Raw genomic sequence first — 14,914 nt, forward strand, 5'->3', positions numbered from 1 at the left:
AACCCTCCATGAACCATCTGTATGGATGGTATATGGAGGTTCACCTTTCGATTACAAGGGTTTTCCGGGGGACCTGCGGGCAAATGGCACGCAGAGCAGCGCCGCGATGGTCAGGGAAGCGATCATCAGCCAGGCGTCATTGATCGCGGCGGTCAGCGCGGCCTTTTCCAGAAGGGGCGCCAGAAGGGAAGCGGTCGCGGGGTCGATCGGGCCGGGCGGCATGGCGGCGAAGACCTCGGCCGGGATGCCGACGAACTGCGCCGCGGTTGCGTCTGCCCCCTGCAGCCGCTCCATCAGATCCCTGGCATGGACCGGGGCGCGGGAATAGATCACCGTGTCGATCAGGGCGAGACCGATGGCCCCGCCCAGATTGCGCATCAGATTGAAGAGGCCGCTGGCATCGGGCACCCGGTCGGCCGCGAGATGGCCAAGCGCCAGACGGGTCGGCGGCAGAAGGCAGAACATGATGGCCAGGCCGCGCAGGACCTGCGGCCAGAACATCCCCGCGGCATCGGTCTGCGGCGTCTGAAACCCGCTCAACCCGAGGCCGATTGCGAAGAGGCCAAAGCCGAAGGCAGTCAGCAGCCGCGCATCGCTGCGCTGTTCCAGCGCCACGGCGACCGGCGCCATCAGAAGCTGCGCCACCCCGGTCACCAGCATGATCGTGCCGATCTCGAAGGCGCCATGGCCGCGGACGAAGGCCAGAAACACCGGCATCAGATAGACCGAGCCGAAAAGGCCGATGCCCAGGACGAAGCTGAGGGCGCAGCCCAGGGCAAAGCCGCGGTCGGCAAAGCTGCGCAGATCGACCACCGGGGTCGGCCCCGACAGGCTGCGCCGCACGAAGCCCGCCCCACTGAGGAGGGCCAGCGCCAGCAGCCCCAGGACCAGCCCGGATAGCCAGCCCCTCTGCGGCGCCTCTTTCAGCGCGATCTCCAGCGCGGCGAGGGCGATCGCCAGCAGCGCGAGGGCGAGAAGGTCGACCGAGCGGATCAGCGACAGCCGCGCCGCCGCGCGTGGCAGGATCAACGCGCCGATCAGGACCGCGGCGATGCCGGGAGCCACGTTGATCAGGAACAGCCAGTGCCAGGAATAGGTCTCGGTGATCCAGCCGCCGATGACCGGGCCGACGGTCGGGGCCAGCACAGCCAGCACCCCGGCCAAGGTCGTGGCAATCCCCTGACGCCGTTCGGGAAAGAGCAGAAACACCGCCGCGAAGACCGAAGGGATCAGCGTGCCGCCCGCCAGGCCCTGCAGCACGCGCCAGGCCACCAGAGTCGGAAAGCTCCCCGCCGCCGCACAGCCGACCGAGGCGAGCGTGAACAGCGTCAGCGCCCCGACGAACAGCCCGCGCATCGTCAGCATCCGCATCAGCAGGCCGGTCAGCGGAATGGCGATGACCTCGGCGATCAGATAGGCGGTCTGCACCCAGCTCATCTGGTCGGGGGCGATCTTCAGCGCGGCCTGGATCGTCGGCAACGAGGTGGCGACGATCTGCACATCCAGAATCGCCATGAACATGCCAATGCACATGGCGGCAAAGCCCAGCCAGGTGCCGGGGCGGACCGTGCCCGAGGGCGCGGCCTCAGGCGGTTGCATCGCGCGGCCCGCGGTTCAGCCCGGCGTTTTCGGCCCGGATGCGAATGGCCAGAACCGCCGCATTCAGGGCGCTGAACAACAGCGCCACCCAGGGCAGGCCCAGACACAGGGGCAGGACCGCGATCTCGCCCACCACCACCAGGTAATTCGGATGGTTTACAAGGCGGTAAGGCCCGCGCGCGACCAGGGGGGCACCCGGCAGGACGATGATCCGCGTGGTCCAGCGCGGCCCAAGGGTCGACAGAACCCAGACCCGCAGCACTTGCAGCGCCAGAAACACCGCCAGCCAGAACGGGTCGACCGGCTGGCCCGCCCCGTAAAGCCACAGCACCGCCAGCCAGGCGGCATGCAGCGTCACGATCAGCGGATAATGCCCCGGCGCGACCTCGTAGGCGCCCCGCGCCTTTAGCGCCGCGGTGTTGTGCTGGGCGAGCCAGAGCTCGCCCAGCCGGCCCAGCGTCACCAGCGCCAGAAGAACGGCGGCGGCGGTCATGCTGCGGCCTGCAGGGAGACGCAGCTGGCGGTGAAGCCCGGTCCCATCGCGGTCAGAAGCGTGCGCTGCGGCAGACCGGCCTGCATCAGCCGCTCCAGCACAAAAAGCGCGGTCGGGGCGGACATGTTGCCGTAATCGGCCAGAACCGTGCGTTCGTGGTCCAGCGCCCCCTGCTCCAGCGTCAGGGCGCGTTCCAGGGCGGTGATCACCTTGGCGCCGCCGGGATGGCAGGCGAATCGGTCGATGTCGCCCAGGACAAGCCCGCTGCGGGCCAGGATATCCGTGATCGCCGGGGCGATATTTGCCTCGGCAAAGGGCGGGATGGCGCGGTCGAAGATCACGCCCAGGCCGGTGTCGTCCACATCCCAGCCCATGATATCCAACGTGCCCGGCCAGGTGTGCTGACCCGCCATCTCGACCTCGGCCAGCCCGCCGGTGCCCGCCCGCAGGACGCAGGCCGCAGCGCCATCGCCGAAGAGGGCGGTCGCCACGATGTTCTCCTTGGTCAGCTTGTCCATCCGGAAGGCGACCGAGCAAAGCTCCACCGCCACGACCAGCACCACGCTGCCAGGCCGCGATTGTGCCAGCCTTGCGCCCAGCGCCAGCCCGGTGACCCCACCGGCACAGCCCAGGCCAAAGACCGGCACCCGCTCGATATCGCTGCGAAAGCCGAGGATCTCGGCCGCGCGGGCGTCGATGCCCGGGGTCGCAAGCCCGGTGGAGGAGATGGTCACCACGGTATCCACCGCATGGGCCGAGATCCCGGCCGCGGTCAGCGCCTTGGACGCCGCATCGACGAAGAGGTTGCGCGCGCCCTCCAGAAAGGCCGCGTTGCGCGCCGCCCAGCCGAGCGGCTGCAGATACCAGTCCAGCGGCTGGGTCAGATAGCGTCGCCGGATTCCGGCGCTGTCGAAGACCTGGGCCAGACGGTCGAAATCGTCGAACCGCGCCGAGAAGGACTCGTGCGCGACCTTCGCGGCCTGGTGCTGGGTGATCACATGAGGGGGCACGGCCGAACCGACCGAAAGCAATCTGACCGTCTGGGACACGGGGAAAATCCTTTGCCACCGAGGCGGTTACACTGTCGGCCCGCGGTGGTTCGGACTGATGCCAGTAAACGCCGTGGCCGCATTCGGGTTCCCGTGGCCTGCAAACCGCGCCGCAGGGGCAAACCCTTTCGGCGGCTTGTCGCAAATCCTTGATGAAACTGAAACCCAACCGTCATGGCGGCGCAGTAGGCACGCCCGGTGAGCTGAACCCACCTCGCCTTGGCTGCCGCCTGCCTTCCGCAGGCCCCTGGCGCAGGGATTGCTTGAAAGAACAGGAGTACGACATGTCCACCCAAAAGGGTCTTTTCGCCGGCGCCAGCCTCTTGGCCATGATGGCCGCGGGCCTCGCCCATGCCGATGCGATGGCCGATCTGGAAGCCGCCGCCAAGAAAGAGGGTGCCCTGACCGTCATCGCCCTGCCGCATGACTGGTGCAACTACGGCGCCGTGATCGAGGGCTTCAAGAAGAAGTACCCGGAGATCACCGTCAACGAGCTGAACCCCAATGCCGGTTCGGGCGACGAGATCGAGGCGATCAAGGCCAACAAGGGCAACACCGGCCCGCAGGCGCCCGACGTCATCGACGTGGGTCTGAGCTTTGGCCCCTCGGCCAAGAAGGACGGTCTGATCCAGCCCTACAAGGTCTCGACCTGGGCCGACATTCCGGAGTCGGTCAAGGATGCCGAAGGGTATTGGTACGGCGATTATTACGGCGTGCTGGCGATGGGCGTGAACAAGGATGTCGTCAAGGACGCGCCGAAAAGCTTCGCCGACCTGAAGGATGCGAAGTTCGCGAACTCGGTCGCCATGCCGGGCGACCCGCGCACCGGCAACTCCTCGATGATGACGGTCTATGCCGCCGGTCTGTCGACCGATGGCAAGCTGGCGGGCGCCGATGCGCTGAACGCCGGGATCGGCTTCATGAAGGACCTCAAGGCCTCGGGCAATCTGGTGCCGGTCAATGGTTCGGCGCAGAACCTCGCGCAGGGCACCACCCCGGTCTACTTCGACTGGGATTACAACCTGCTCGCCATGCGCGACAAGCTGGCCGGCAACCCGCCGGTTGACGTGGTGATCCCCTCCGACTCGGTCATCGCCGGTGTTTATGTCCAGGCGATCTCGGCCTATGCGCCGCATGTCAACGCCGCCAAGCTCTGGATGGAATACCTCTATTCCGACGAAGGCCAGAACGGCTGGCTCTCGGGCTATTGCCACCCGATCCGCTTCAACGCGATGGCCAAGGCTGGCACGCTGCCCGCCGAACTGATGGCCAAGCTGCCCCCGGCCGAGGCCTATGCCAAGGCCGTCTTCCCGACGCTGGACGAACAGGGCGCCGCCAAGACCGCGACCGCCGACAACTGGGCCAAGGAGATGGGGGCCAACTGAGCCTCTGCCCGGCCGCAAGGCCGGGCCTCTGCCCTCGACCCGAGGGGGAAGCGGCGCTCCCCCGCTCCCCTTCGGGTTTCGTCCATTCCGCGCCCCAGGCGAAAGAGCCACACCGTGACCCAGACCAGCATGGCCCAGGACGCCCTGCCCACCCGCCGCCTGACCTGGTCCTGGCTGGGGGCTTTGCCGTTTCTGTCCTTCACCTTCCTCTTCCTGATCGCCCCGGTCTCCTACCTGGTGCTGGGCGCCTTTCAGACCCCGGAGGGCGGCTTCACCCTTGCCAATATGGCCGGGCTTGCCGCGCCGACGATCGCCGCCTCTTACTGGCTGTCGATCCGGCTGAGCCTTGCCTCTGCCGCCATAGGCACGGTGGCCGGGCTGATGCTGGCCCATGCGCTGATCCTCGGCGGGATGCCGGTCTGGCTGCGCCGGGCGCTGACGACCTTTTCCGGCGTCGCCTCGAACTTCGCCGGGGTGCCGCTGGCCTTTGCCTTCATCGCCACGCTGGGGCGGCTGGGGCTGGTGACCATGGCGCTGCGCGACATCTTCGGCTTCAACCTTTATGGCACCGGCTTTTCGCTGTTTTCCTTCTGGGGGCTGGCGATCACCTATCTGTATTTCCAGATGCCCCTGATGCTTCTGGTCATCACCCCCGCGCTGGAAGGGCTGAAGCCCGAATGGCGCGAGGCGGCGGAAAGCCTGGGGGCCAGCGACGGGCAATATTGGCGGTTGGTCGGCGCGCCGGTGCTGGCGCCTTCGGTCATGGGGTGTTTTCTTCTGCTCTTTGCCAATGCTTTCGGCACGCTGGCCACGGTCATCGCGCTGACCGGATCGAATTTCTCGGTCGTGCCGATCCTTCTGTTCCAGCAGATCCGCGGCAATGTGCTTTATAACCCGAACCTCGGCTATGCCTTGGCGCTGGGGATGATCCTGATCATGTCGGTGTCGAACCTGCTTTACCTGTTCCTGCGCCAACGTGCCGAGAGGTGGCAGAAATGAAGCCCCGCTTCCGCCTTGGGCCAACGCTCATCACGCTGGCCGCCGTCCTTTACTTCTTCGTGCCGCTTTATGCCGCCTTCCAATTCTCCTTGCAGATGAAGCGGGGGACACTGTCCTTCGCGGCCTACTCCTCTGTCTTCAAGGACGGGGTCTTCCTCCATGCCGTCAGCTTCTCGATCCTCGCCTCGGCGGCGGCCATCGTGGTGGGGGCGCTCTTGGTGGTGCCCACCGCCTATTGGGTGCGCCTGCGCCTGCCGAAACTGCGCCCGGTTATCGAGTTTATCTCGCTGCTGCCGCTGATCATCCCGCCGGTCGTGCTGGTCTTCGGGCAGATCCGGATGTTCGGCTCCAGCTCCTTCCTGCCGCTGACCACTTCGGACTGGGGCACCAATGTGCTTCTGGTGATCGGCTATGTCGTGCTGTCCCTGCCTTACATGTTCCGCGCCGTCGACAACGGCATGGCCGCCATCGACATCGCCACCCTGACCGAGGCGGCGGAAAGCCTTGGCGCCTCGCGGATGCGGATCATCGCCACGGTGATCTTCCCGAACATCCGCGCCGCCGTCGTCTCTGGCGCCTTTCTGACCTTTTCGATCTGCCTTGGCGAATTCGCCATCGCGAGCCTGCTCAACCGTCCGGCCTTCGGCCCCTATATGGTGCAGCTTGGCCAGGACCGTGCCTATGAACCGGCGGCCCTTGCGATCATGAGCTTTGCCCTGACCTGGGTGCTGATGGCGCTGATGCAGGCCTTCGCGCAAATGAAGCCCGGCAAAGGCCTGATGTCCCGCCTGTCGCCCAAGAAGATGAGTCCCACGCCATGAGCCTTCTGAACCTGCGCGCCCTGCAAAAGAGCTTCGGCGCCAATACGGTGGTCAAGAATTTCGACCTGACCCTGCGCGACAGCGAGTTCATCTCGCTGCTCGGGCCCTCGGGCTGCGGCAAGACCACGGTGTTGCGGATGGTGGCCGGGTTCGAGACGCCGACCTCTGGCGCGATCGAGATCGACGGCCAGAACGTCACCGCCCTGCGCCCGAACCAGCGCAAGATCGGCATGATGTTCCAGTCTTACGCGCTGTTTCCGAACCTGACGGTGGCGGGCAACGTGGCCTTTGGCCTGAAGGTCTCCGGCGTGCCCGCAGACGAGACCGCCCGCCGGGTGGACGAGATGCTGGCGATGGTCGGCCTGTCGGGCTTTGGCGCGCGCTATCCCTACCAGCTGTCGGGCGGCCAGCAGCAGCGCGTGGCCCTGGCCCGCGCCATCGCCCCGCGCCCGAAGGTCCTGCTGCTGGACGAGCCCCTGTCGGCGCTGGATGCCAAGATCCGCGTTGCCCTGCGCGGCGAGATCCGCGCCATTCAGCGCGAGCTGGGGATCACCACCCTCTTCGTGACCCATGACCAGGAAGAGGCGATGGCGGTTTCGGACCGCGTGGTGGTGATGAACGGCGGGCGGGCCGAACAGGTCGGCACGCCGGACCAGATCTACAACCGCCCGGCCAGCCGTTTTGTCGCCCAGTTCATCGGCGCCTTGAACATGCTGCCCGCCACCCTGCGCGATGCGCAGACGGGGCAGGTGGAAACCCCGCTCGGCCCGATGTCGCTGGGCCGCGTCGTGCCGCAATCGGTGGGCAGCGCGCTGACCCTGGCCTTCCGGCCGGAATCGCTGCGCCTGATGACCCCGGGCGAGGCGGAAAAGTCGCAGACCTTCGCCGGGCGCCTGCAAACCCGCGAGTTTCTGGGTGCCATCGTCCGCTTTCGGGCCGAGATGGCACAGGATGTCACCCTCGGCATCGACTGTTTCAACCGCACCGGAGAGATCCTGCCCGAGATCGGCCACGAGGTGCGCCTCGGCATTCCGCCGCAAGAGATTCTCGTTCTGGCCTGAGCGCGCGGTCCCTCAGACCGTGGCAGGCTCGGCCAGGGCCAGGGTCCGGGCGATGCCGCGCTGCACCGCGCCGCGCGCCGCCATCGCGGCGTACCAGCGGGCGAGGTAGGGGCGGCCCTCGAACCCGATCCCGGCGAACTCGCGCCGCCAGAACCAGCCGAAATGGGCGATGTCGGCGATCGAGTAATCGGCGCCGGCGAACCAGGTGCTTTGCGCCAGATGCGCGTCGATCAGCGTGGCAAGCCGGTCCGCCTCGGCCTGATAGCGGGCGATGGCGGCGGGGTTCGGCTCGGGCGCCAGCTTCTGCCAGTAGCCCGATTGCCCGAAGGCCGGACCGGTGCCCGATATCTGCACGAAAAGCCACTGGAAGGCCCGCGCCCGCGCCGCCGGATCGGTCGGCAGCAGGCGCCCGGTCTTTTCGGCCAGATGCACCAGGATCGCGCCGGATTCGGCCAGGGTCAGGCCGTTGTCCACCAGGACCGGAACCTTGCCATTCGGGTTGATCGCCAGGAAATCATCGAGGCGCTGTTCCCCCTTGCGAAGGTTCACCGGGCGCAGGTCGTAGTCCAGACCCAGCTCTTCCAGGGCGATCGGGATCTTGACGGAATTGGGGGTGGAAAAGGCGTAAAGCGTCAGCATGGCGAGGTCTCCGCGATCAGGCTTCCAGGGGGTGCTGCAACAGGGCCAGCACGGTGGCAGGGTCGGTCCGCTTGCGGTAATCCGGTTCGATGAAGGCGGCGGCGATGCGGCCGCCCCGGGCGACGACGAAGGTCGCCGGGACCGGCAGGGTCCAGCTGCCATCGCCGTTCTTCTCGGGCAGGAGGTTGCCGGATTTCTCGTACACCGCCCGCAGCGCCTCGGAAAAGGCAAAGCGGATGCCGAGCGCCTGCGCCTGCGCGCCGCCCGCATCCGACAGGACCGGGAAGGCCAGGGCGTTCTTCTCTGCGGTGGTCAGCGCATGGTCCGGCAGCTCTGGCGAGATGGCGACGAGGGTGGCGCCTAGCGCCTTGAGATCGGCCAGCCGCTCCTGCCAAGCGCGCAGTTCGAGGTTGCAATAGGGACACCAGCCGCCGCGGTAGAAGGTGACGACCACCGGCCCCCGCGCCATCAGCGCCGCCAGATCGAAGCCTTTGCCCAGGGCGTCGGTCAGGGGCACCCCGGGCCAGGCATCACCCGCCTTTGCGGCGGTCTCGACCAGTCCCGAGGCGCGCAACGCTTCGATCTGGCCCGCGGCAAAGCGCGCCGCCTCCGGGCCGACCCGCGCCTCCCAGTCGTCGCGAAAGCTGTCGAGGGCGGGTTGCAGCGGGGCAAGGGTCATCATGGCATCCTCGGGCGTGACAGGAGCGGGGCGGGCCGGTGTTTCGGCCCACCCCGATGCGGCTCAGGCGGCCAGCGGCGGGGCGGCGGGGAAGTCGACCGGCACTTTCGTCGTGCTGTGCAGGTAGTTCGAGGTGATCTTGTCGCCAATGCCTACGATGGTATCGACCAGGTTCTCCCTGGTCCAACCCGCGTCGAAAAAGGCCTGCAGCAGGGCTTCGTCGGCCTGGCCGCGCCTTGTGGCGATGTCCTTGACCAGAACCGCCAGCGCATCCAGCTTGGGATCAAAGCTGGCCCGCCCGCTGCGGATTTCAAGGATCTGTGCCGGGGTGAAGCCGACCATGCCGCCGATCATCGTATGAGCGGCCAGGCAATAGGCGCAGCTGTTGACCTGGCTCACCACCAGATTGACCACTTCGCGGGCCTTGCCGGTGATGCTGCTCTTGGCGTTCTGCAGGGCAAGGTAGCTTGCCAGCGCATGTTCGGAATAGGCCATGGTCGCATAGAGGTTGGGCACCATGCCGAGCCCCTTCTTCAGGCTGTCGAACAGGGCCTGATTGGCGGGGCTGACATCGTCACGGGTCGGAACATTGAAGCTTGTCATGGGGATGATCCTTGGATGAAAGGGGGTTACTGCGCGGTGAAGCCGCCATCGACGGTGATGATCTGCCCGGTCAGGAAGCGGGCCTTGTCGCCGGCGAGGAAAAGGATGGTCTGGGCAATCTCCTCCGGCGCGCCGGCGCGGCCGACGGGGAGCGAGGCGAGAAAGCCGCGCTTGGCCTCCTGGTTGCCACCGACGAAACGGTCGAGCATGCCGGTGTCGATCGGGCCGGGGGCCACGGCATTCACCCGCACCCCGGCGGCAGCGCCTTCGAGGGCGGCACTTTTGGTCAGACCCTCCACCGCATGTTTGCTGGCCACATAGACCGAGGCGCCGGGGAAGCCGACCTGACCCGCCACCGAGGACAGGTTGACGATGGCGCCCGACCCCTGCGCCAGCATCACGCGCATTTCGTGTTTCAGGCTGAAGATCGTGCCAAGCACATTGGTGTCGAAGGTGGCGCGATAGGCCGCTTCGGTGGAGGCGGTGACCGGGCCCAGCGTGCCCTCGGTCCCGGCATTGTTGACGGCGACATCCAGCCGCCCGAAGGTGGCAACCACCTGATCGACCAGATCGCACACCTCTTCTTCATGGCGCACATCGGCGCGGAAGAAGGCCGCAGCGACGCCGAGGCCCTGCAATTCGGCGGCCAGCGCCAGCCCCTCCGCCTCGCGCCGGCCCGAGACGGCGATTGTGGCCCCCTCCTGCGCGAAGGCCAGCGCCGTGGCGCGGCCGATCCCGGTCAGCGCGCCGGTGACGAGGACAACGGGTTTGTCGGAATTCATGATCTGCTCCACATGGGGTGTTGTGTGGAGGCCAATCTATTCATTCGGTCTGATTGCAATAGTCGGGAATTATTCCTAACATAAAGTCGCATATGGAATGAATAGGGGGACCGGGATGGACCGTCTGGCGGGGATGCAGGTCTTTGTCCGGGTCGTGGAAAGCGGCAGCTTCTCGGCTGCGGCGCGGGAGACCAACAGCACGCAAAGCACGATCAGCAAGCAGGTCGCGGCGCTGGAGGATCACCTTGGCTGCCTTCTGTTGCAGCGCACCACGCGCAGCCTGACCCTGACCGAGGATGGCCGCAGCTTCTATGACCTGTCGCTGAACGCGCTCGACGCGGTGGCGCAGGCGGAATCGGCGGTGGGGCGGCAGCGCGGGCAGGCGACGGGGCGGCTGCGGCTGGCCTGTGCCGGGGTCTTCGGGCGGCTGCATGTCATCCCGCGGCTGGAGGCCTTCATGACCCGCCATCCCGGCATCGAGATCGACCTCGTGATGCATGACCGGTTCACCGACCTGATCGAAGAGGGGATCGACCTGGCCCTGCGCGTCGGCAAGGTCGAGGATGGCCACCTGATCGCACGGCAGATCGGCCTGTCGCGGCGGGTGGTGGTCGCAACGCCGGCCTATCTCGCGCGTTATGGCACGCCGCTGCAGCCCGCCGATCTGGCCCGGCACCGGTGCATCGTCTATGGCGGGCTGGTCGGCGGGCCGGTCTGGACCTTTGCCGGGCCGGAGGGGCCCTTGTCGCAGCCGATCAGCGGCCCGATCCGGGTGGACAATACCGAGGCGGTTCTGGCTGCTGCCCTGCATGGGCTTGGCATCGCCAATGTGCCGATCTGGCATTTCGTGCAGGGCGAGATCGAAAGCGGCCAGGTCCGCGTCCTGCTGCAGGCCTTCGAACCGGCGCATCACCCGATCAGCGCGGTCTACCCCTCGCGCCGGCACCTTGCACCCAAGGTCCGCGCCGCGATCGACTTCTTCGCGGCAGAGTTCCACATCGACCCCAAGCTCAGCGCAGCAACCATCTGAGGCTGGAAACCCGCGCCGCCACGAGGCTGTCGAGCGCGATTTGCCCCGGCCCGCAGACCAACAGCGCCAGCATGCCGCCGGCGAGGCCGAGGTCCTTCTCGAACTGCAGAACCTCGTTCTGGACGGCGAAATTCGTGTGGATCTGCAAGGCCGTGGCGATGCAGAACAGGCCGAGCCCCGCCGCACCCAGCCGCATGAAAAGCCCGGCGGCGAGCGACATTCCCCCGGCCAGCTGCAACAGGATGGTCAGGATCAGCAGGAAGGGCGGGATGCCCAGCTTGGCGAAGGCGGCGCTGGCCCCGTCGAAATGGGTGGTCAGCGTCACCCCCTCGTGAAGGAAGATCAGGGCCAGCAACAGGCGCGCCAGCAGAAGGCAGGCATCGACCGCGCGCGGGCCGGGCCGCGGGAAAACGGGTGTCATGGATCTCTCCGGGAGGTGGGAAGGGGCGGGCGGTTCTGCGCCCGCCCCCGTGGTCAGTTGCTGGCCGTCTTGGCCTTGAGGGCGGTTTCCAGATCCTCCCGCTCTTCGCAGCCGGACGGGCAAAGCTTGGTCAGCACGGCCAGCTGCTCCCGCGCCTTGGGCAGATCATTGGTCTCGACATAAAGCTCGCCCAGATATTCATGCGCGCCAAGGTGGCCGGGGTCGAGGTCGAGGGCCCGCGTGTAATAGGTCAGCGCGGTCTGAAAATCGCCGGTCTTGCGCAGGGTGAAGCCCAGAAGGTTGTAGACATCGGCCGTCTGGTTGTCCTCGGCCAGATCGCGGAGTTCGGCGAGCGCGGCCTTGTAATCCTCCGCCGCGATCTTGGCGCGGACCGAGGTCAGATCGACGGTCGAATCCCCGTCGATATTGTCCACGGCAAAGGCGGGCAGGGCGCCAAATGGCGTGGCGAGGGTGAGGAGGCACAGCCCGAGCACGGGCAGAAGCTTGCGTTTTGACATGGAAATGTCCTTTCTCTGGGTTCAGCCAAGCTCGGTCGGCATGAAGCCATAGGCAGTGCCGTCCTTGACGAAACGGCCCGAGCCGGGGAAGGGGAAGTGGGTGCCGGTGATCTTGATATTGTCGGCGATCACCCGGTCGATCAGGCGGCGCCGGGTGGTGATGGCGGTGGGGCCGTCCTGGTCATAGCTGCCCTGCCAGTCGGGATGCGGTGCCAGAAGTGCGGGCACATACATCGTATCGGCAGAGATCATCAGCTGTTCGCTGCCGGCATCGATCAGGAAGGCCGAATGGCCCGGCGTATGGCCCGGTGCGGCGAGGATCTTCATGCCGGGCAGAACCTCGGCCCCGTCATCGACCAGGGTCCAGTTCTTCCAGGTCGGGAAGACCGAGGCGATGCGCTTGCCCGCCGGTTTGCGCCCCTCGGGCAGCTGGTCAAGCCGGGCCGGATCGGTCCACCAGTTGTATTCGACCGCATTCACGATCAGTTCGGCATCGGGGAAGACCGGCGCATTGGTGCCCTTCTCCATCAGGCCCCAGACATGGTCGGGGTGGAAATGCGACAGGACGACGGTGGTGATCTTCTTGTAGTCGATCCCGGCGGCGGCCATGTTCTTGGGCAGGTTGGTCGCATTGGCCTGCCACTGGCCGACGCCCGATCCCGCATCCATCATCACCAGCCGGTCGCCCAGCTTCAGCACCAGCACCGTCACCGGGATCGGCATGAAATCGGTCGGCAGATGGGCCGCGGCCAGCGCCGCCTTCACCTCGTCCACCGTCGCATTCTTGATGAAGGCCGGGTCATGCGGCTTGCGCCAGATCCCGTCATAGATCGCGGTCACTTCGACATCGCCGACCTTGTAGCGGTAAAAGCCGGTGGAAGGCTCGTCAGCGGGCGCCGTCTGCGCCGCGGCCGGCATCAGGAACTCCAGCTGGGCCGAAAGCCCGAAGGCAGCAGCAGCGGCAGCCGTACCAAGCACGCCGCGGCGTGTCAGATGTGTCATTTTGGAAACTCCGGTTGAAGGGACGTCGATTTCCGTGAGCCGCACATTTGCGCCCTCACTGACAGGCAAGAGCCTGCGACCCGCCGGTTTATTCCCCGCGGCCGGAAGTTTTTTCAGAATTTCGCGGAAAAGGGCGCTTTTCCGGCCCGAGTGCAGGTTTCGCCCGACGATCACAAAATTATGCGCGGCGCAGGGAATAAACCAAAGGCAAAACCGATCTAGTCTGCAGCGCGCCCCGCTCTGCCGACCGGGGCTGCCGCGATTCTGCTGCGCCGGAGGATGGATGACGCAATCTCTCAACGGGCGGGCCGCTGCGTCCCGTCGCAGGGGCCGGCCATGAGGAATTTCCTCAAACCCGCGCCGCGTGATCCGGCGCAGGACAGGTTCGAGACGACGATCCTGCCGCATCTCGACGCGGCCTATAATTTCGCGCGCTTTCTCAGCCGCGATGCCGATGCGGCGCAAGATATCGTGCAGGAGGCTTTTCTGCGGGCGCATCGCAGCTTTGCCCAGTATCGCGGCGGCGATGCGCGGGCCTGGGTCTTTGCCATCGTGCGCAACTGCTATCGCGGCTGGGCCCGCCACGGACGCGAGCGCGCATTCAAGGAGATGCCGCTGGGCGATACCACCGGGGAGGAGGGCGCAGGATCGCCCGCGCATGACCTGGCTTCAGAGGCCGACACGCCGGAAATGGCGCTGATCCGCCGGTCGGACTCCGCCCGGGTGCAGGCGGTGATCGGCGCCCTGCCAGAGGCGATGCGCGAGGTTCTGGTGCTGCGCGAGTTCGAGGACTTCTCCTACCGCCAGATTGCCGAACTGACCGAGGTGCCGATCGGCACCGTCATGTCGCGGCTGGCAAGGGCGCGGCAGGAATTCAGCCTTGCCTGGACCGCCATGTGCCAAGAAGAAGGAGCAGCCCGATGAGCCAAGCCGCCCGTGAAGCCTGCCCCGATTGGGCCTTGCATCTGCACAGCCTGGTCGATGGCGAGCTCGACGCCCTGAACACCGTCGCGGTGGAACGCCATCTGGAAAGCTGCGAGGCCTGCCGCAGGGAGCTGGACCAGATCCGCGCCTTGCGCCAGGTCCTCGGCCGGGCAGAGCTGCGTCCGCCCATGCCCGATGCCGCCCGCGCCGCGGTGATGGTGGCGCTTGCCGCCGAGCAGGCCCGCGACACGCGCCCGGACCGCGCGGCCAAGGGCGGGGCGCTTCTGGCCCAGGCCCGCGATCATCTGCGCCGCTGGGGTTTTGTGCCGACCTTCGCCGCCTTGGCCGCGGTCGTGGTCCTGTCCTTCAACCCCCTGCGCGGCGATGATCTGCAGCAGGAAATCCTTGCCAGCCACATCCGCTCGATGCTGGCGAGCCATCTGGTCGATGTCGAAACCTCGGACCGCCATACGGTGCGGCCCTGGTTCAATGGCAAGATCGACTTCTCGCCGCCGGTGACCGATCTGGTGGCGCAGGGATTCCCGCTGGTCGGCGGGCGGGTCGATTACTTTGGCGGGCGGGTGGTGGCGGCGCTGGTTTACCGGCGCAACAACCATGTCCTCAACCTTTTCATCGCGCCGGAAACCGACCGCTTTGCCCATCCCGTCGCAAGCAACCTCGACGGCTATAATTTCGTCAGCTGGTCTTCGGGCGGCCTGACCTTCTGGGCCGTGTCGGATGCGACTGCCAGCGAGGTCGGTGATTTTCACGCCCTGTTTTCCGCCGCCACCGGCTATTGAGCGCAGAGGAGGCCGCCCAGACTGGCCCTTCCGCAGAAAATGAACACCAAAGCGTGAGCCGCGTAACACGCAGGCAATTCCCGCGAAGTGCCTTTCCGAGACCGGGATG

17 protein-coding genes are annotated in these 14,914 nt (G+C 66.6%); 7 read left to right on the plus strand and 10 right to left on the minus strand.

The genetic code is table 11. The features are described 5' to 3' along the window. Positions 1-51: 51 nt before the first annotated feature. The 3 genes from AC1DZT_RS00145 to AC1DZT_RS00155 are packed head-to-tail and all read right to left on the minus strand — an operon-like array spanning position 52 to position 3,141. Positions 52-1,599, minus strand: a complete 1,548-nt coding sequence (locus tag AC1DZT_RS00145; protein ID WP_478004559.1) for a DHA2 family efflux MFS transporter permease subunit — start codon at positions 1,597-1,599, stop codon at positions 52-54. Next, on the minus strand, positions 1,586-2,092 hold the full coding sequence (locus AC1DZT_RS00150) for an isoprenylcysteine carboxyl methyltransferase family protein (protein ID WP_478004560.1): 507 nt from the start codon (positions 2,090-2,092) through the stop codon (positions 1,586-1,588). The genes AC1DZT_RS00145 and AC1DZT_RS00150 overlap by 14 nt, the downstream gene beginning before the upstream one ends. Continuing rightward, positions 2,089-3,141, minus strand: coding sequence for a type III polyketide synthase (locus AC1DZT_RS00155; RefSeq protein WP_478004561.1), 1,053 nt, complete (start codon positions 3,139-3,141; stop codon positions 2,089-2,091). The genes AC1DZT_RS00150 and AC1DZT_RS00155 overlap by 4 nt, the downstream gene beginning before the upstream one ends. Positions 3,142-3,425: 284 nt before the next feature. On the opposite strand from AC1DZT_RS00155, the gene AC1DZT_RS00160 reads away from it, so the two are divergent. The 4 genes from AC1DZT_RS00160 (at position 3,426) to AC1DZT_RS00175 (ending at position 7,407) form a co-directional block, all read left to right on the plus strand. After that, entirely contained in the window at positions 3,426-4,526 is a 1,101-nt protein-coding gene (locus tag AC1DZT_RS00160; protein WP_478004562.1) for an ABC transporter substrate-binding protein, read from the plus strand. 129 nt (positions 4,527-4,655) lie between these two features. Continuing rightward, entirely contained in the window at positions 4,656-5,525 is an 870-nt protein-coding gene (locus tag AC1DZT_RS00165; RefSeq protein ID WP_478005069.1) for an ABC transporter permease, read from the plus strand. Continuing rightward, on the plus strand, positions 5,522-6,346 hold the full coding sequence (locus AC1DZT_RS00170) for an ABC transporter permease (protein WP_478004563.1): 825 nt from the start codon (positions 5,522-5,524) through the stop codon (positions 6,344-6,346). Before AC1DZT_RS00165 ends, AC1DZT_RS00170 begins: the two co-directional genes overlap by 4 nt. After that, entirely contained in the window at positions 6,343-7,407 is a 1,065-nt protein-coding gene (locus AC1DZT_RS00175) for an ABC transporter ATP-binding protein (RefSeq protein WP_478004564.1), read from the plus strand. The genes AC1DZT_RS00170 and AC1DZT_RS00175 overlap by 4 nt, the downstream gene beginning before the upstream one ends. A gap of 12 nt (positions 7,408-7,419) precedes the next feature. On the opposite strand, the gene AC1DZT_RS00180 is transcribed toward AC1DZT_RS00175, so the two are convergent. From AC1DZT_RS00180 to AC1DZT_RS00195, 4 genes are all read right to left on the minus strand, one after another. Beyond that, on the minus strand, positions 7,420-8,046 hold the full coding sequence (locus AC1DZT_RS00180) for a glutathione S-transferase family protein (RefSeq protein WP_478004565.1): 627 nt from the start codon (positions 8,044-8,046) through the stop codon (positions 7,420-7,422). A gap of 16 nt (positions 8,047-8,062) precedes the next feature. After that, positions 8,063-8,725, minus strand: a complete 663-nt coding sequence (locus AC1DZT_RS00185; RefSeq protein WP_478004566.1) for a peroxiredoxin-like family protein — start codon at positions 8,723-8,725, stop codon at positions 8,063-8,065. 63 nt (positions 8,726-8,788) lie between these two features. Continuing rightward, positions 8,789-9,328 (minus strand): carboxymuconolactone decarboxylase family protein, encoded by a 540-nt coding sequence (locus AC1DZT_RS00190; RefSeq protein WP_478004567.1) that lies wholly within the window; start codon positions 9,326-9,328, stop codon positions 8,789-8,791. Between the two features lie 26 nt (positions 9,329-9,354). Next, positions 9,355-10,110, minus strand: a complete 756-nt coding sequence (locus tag AC1DZT_RS00195; protein WP_478004568.1) for a glucose 1-dehydrogenase — start codon at positions 10,108-10,110, stop codon at positions 9,355-9,357. 115 nt (positions 10,111-10,225) lie between these two features. On the opposite strand from AC1DZT_RS00195, the gene AC1DZT_RS00200 reads away from it, so the two are divergent. Then, complete coding sequence (locus tag AC1DZT_RS00200; protein ID WP_478004569.1) at positions 10,226-11,140, plus strand: LysR family transcriptional regulator; 915 nt, start codon at positions 10,226-10,228, stop codon at positions 11,138-11,140. On the opposite strand, the gene AC1DZT_RS00205 is transcribed toward AC1DZT_RS00200, so the two are convergent. Genes AC1DZT_RS00205 through AC1DZT_RS00215 form a run of 3 tightly spaced genes read right to left on the minus strand, consistent with a single transcriptional unit; the run spans position 11,121 to position 13,081 of the window. Further along, positions 11,121-11,561: a DoxX family protein gene (locus AC1DZT_RS00205; protein ID WP_478004570.1), complete on the minus strand. Its 441-nt coding sequence runs from the start codon at positions 11,559-11,561 to the stop codon at positions 11,121-11,123. The two genes, AC1DZT_RS00200 and AC1DZT_RS00205, sit on opposite strands and share 20 nt — an antisense overlap. Before the next feature lie 53 nt (positions 11,562-11,614). Beyond that, positions 11,615-12,079 (minus strand): tetratricopeptide repeat protein, encoded by a 465-nt coding sequence (locus tag AC1DZT_RS00210; protein ID WP_478004571.1) that lies wholly within the window; start codon positions 12,077-12,079, stop codon positions 11,615-11,617. 21 nt (positions 12,080-12,100) lie between these two features. After that, complete coding sequence (locus tag AC1DZT_RS00215) at positions 12,101-13,081, minus strand: MBL fold metallo-hydrolase (protein ID WP_478004572.1); 981 nt, start codon at positions 13,079-13,081, stop codon at positions 12,101-12,103. A gap of 336 nt (positions 13,082-13,417) precedes the next feature. Between AC1DZT_RS00215 and AC1DZT_RS00220 the strand changes: the two genes are divergently transcribed. After that, positions 13,418-14,005 carry a sigma-70 family RNA polymerase sigma factor gene (locus tag AC1DZT_RS00220; protein ID WP_478004573.1) on the plus strand — a complete coding sequence of 196 codons (588 nt, stop codon included), beginning with the start codon at positions 13,418-13,420 and terminating at the stop codon, positions 14,003-14,005. Beyond that, positions 14,002-14,805, plus strand: a complete 804-nt coding sequence (locus AC1DZT_RS00225; RefSeq protein WP_478004574.1) for an anti-sigma factor family protein — start codon at positions 14,002-14,004, stop codon at positions 14,803-14,805. The genes AC1DZT_RS00220 and AC1DZT_RS00225 overlap by 4 nt, the downstream gene beginning before the upstream one ends. The last annotated feature ends 109 nt before the right edge of the window (positions 14,806-14,914 follow it).

It is taken from the genome of Rhodobacter sp. P1_C2, from assembly GCF_056406375.1.

Bases quoted from the DNA above. Each gene is read 5' to 3' on its own strand.
- AC1DZT_RS00165 (WP_478005069.1), top strand. From the start codon at position 4,656: ATGGCCCAGGACGCCCTGCCCACCCGCCGCCTGACCTGGTCCTGGCTG.
- AC1DZT_RS00210 (WP_478004571.1), bottom strand. From the start codon at position 12,079: ATGTCAAAACGCAAGCTTCTGCCCGTGCTCGGGCTGTGCCTCCTCACC.
- AC1DZT_RS00170 (WP_478004563.1), top strand. From the start codon at position 5,522: ATGAAGCCCCGCTTCCGCCTTGGGCCAACGCTCATCACGCTGGCCGCC.
- AC1DZT_RS00205 (WP_478004570.1), bottom strand. From the start codon at position 11,561: ATGACACCCGTTTTCCCGCGGCCCGGCCCGCGCGCGGTCGATGCCTGC.
- AC1DZT_RS00160 (WP_478004562.1), top strand. From the start codon at position 3,426: ATGTCCACCCAAAAGGGTCTTTTCGCCGGCGCCAGCCTCTTGGCCATG.
- AC1DZT_RS00215 (WP_478004572.1), bottom strand. From the start codon at position 13,081: ATGACACATCTGACACGCCGCGGCGTGCTTGGTACGGCTGCCGCTGCT.
- AC1DZT_RS00180 (WP_478004565.1), bottom strand. From the start codon at position 8,046: ATGCTGACGCTTTACGCCTTTTCCACCCCCAATTCCGTCAAGATCCCG.
- AC1DZT_RS00195 (WP_478004568.1), bottom strand. From the start codon at position 10,110: ATGAATTCCGACAAACCCGTTGTCCTCGTCACCGGCGCGCTGACCGGG.
- AC1DZT_RS00150 (WP_478004560.1), bottom strand. From the start codon at position 2,092: ATGACCGCCGCCGCCGTTCTTCTGGCGCTGGTGACGCTGGGCCGGCTG.
- AC1DZT_RS00220 (WP_478004573.1), top strand. From the start codon at position 13,418: ATGAGGAATTTCCTCAAACCCGCGCCGCGTGATCCGGCGCAGGACAGG.
- AC1DZT_RS00225 (WP_478004574.1), top strand. From the start codon at position 14,002: ATGAGCCAAGCCGCCCGTGAAGCCTGCCCCGATTGGGCCTTGCATCTG.
- AC1DZT_RS00185 (WP_478004566.1), bottom strand. From the start codon at position 8,725: ATGACCCTTGCCCCGCTGCAACCCGCCCTCGACAGCTTTCGCGACGAC.
- AC1DZT_RS00190 (WP_478004567.1), bottom strand. From the start codon at position 9,328: ATGACAAGCTTCAATGTTCCGACCCGTGACGATGTCAGCCCCGCCAAT.
- AC1DZT_RS00175 (WP_478004564.1), top strand. From the start codon at position 6,343: ATGAGCCTTCTGAACCTGCGCGCCCTGCAAAAGAGCTTCGGCGCCAAT.
- AC1DZT_RS00200 (WP_478004569.1), top strand. From the start codon at position 10,226: ATGGACCGTCTGGCGGGGATGCAGGTCTTTGTCCGGGTCGTGGAAAGC.
- AC1DZT_RS00145 (WP_478004559.1), bottom strand. From the start codon at position 1,599: ATGCAACCGCCTGAGGCCGCGCCCTCGGGCACGGTCCGCCCCGGCACC.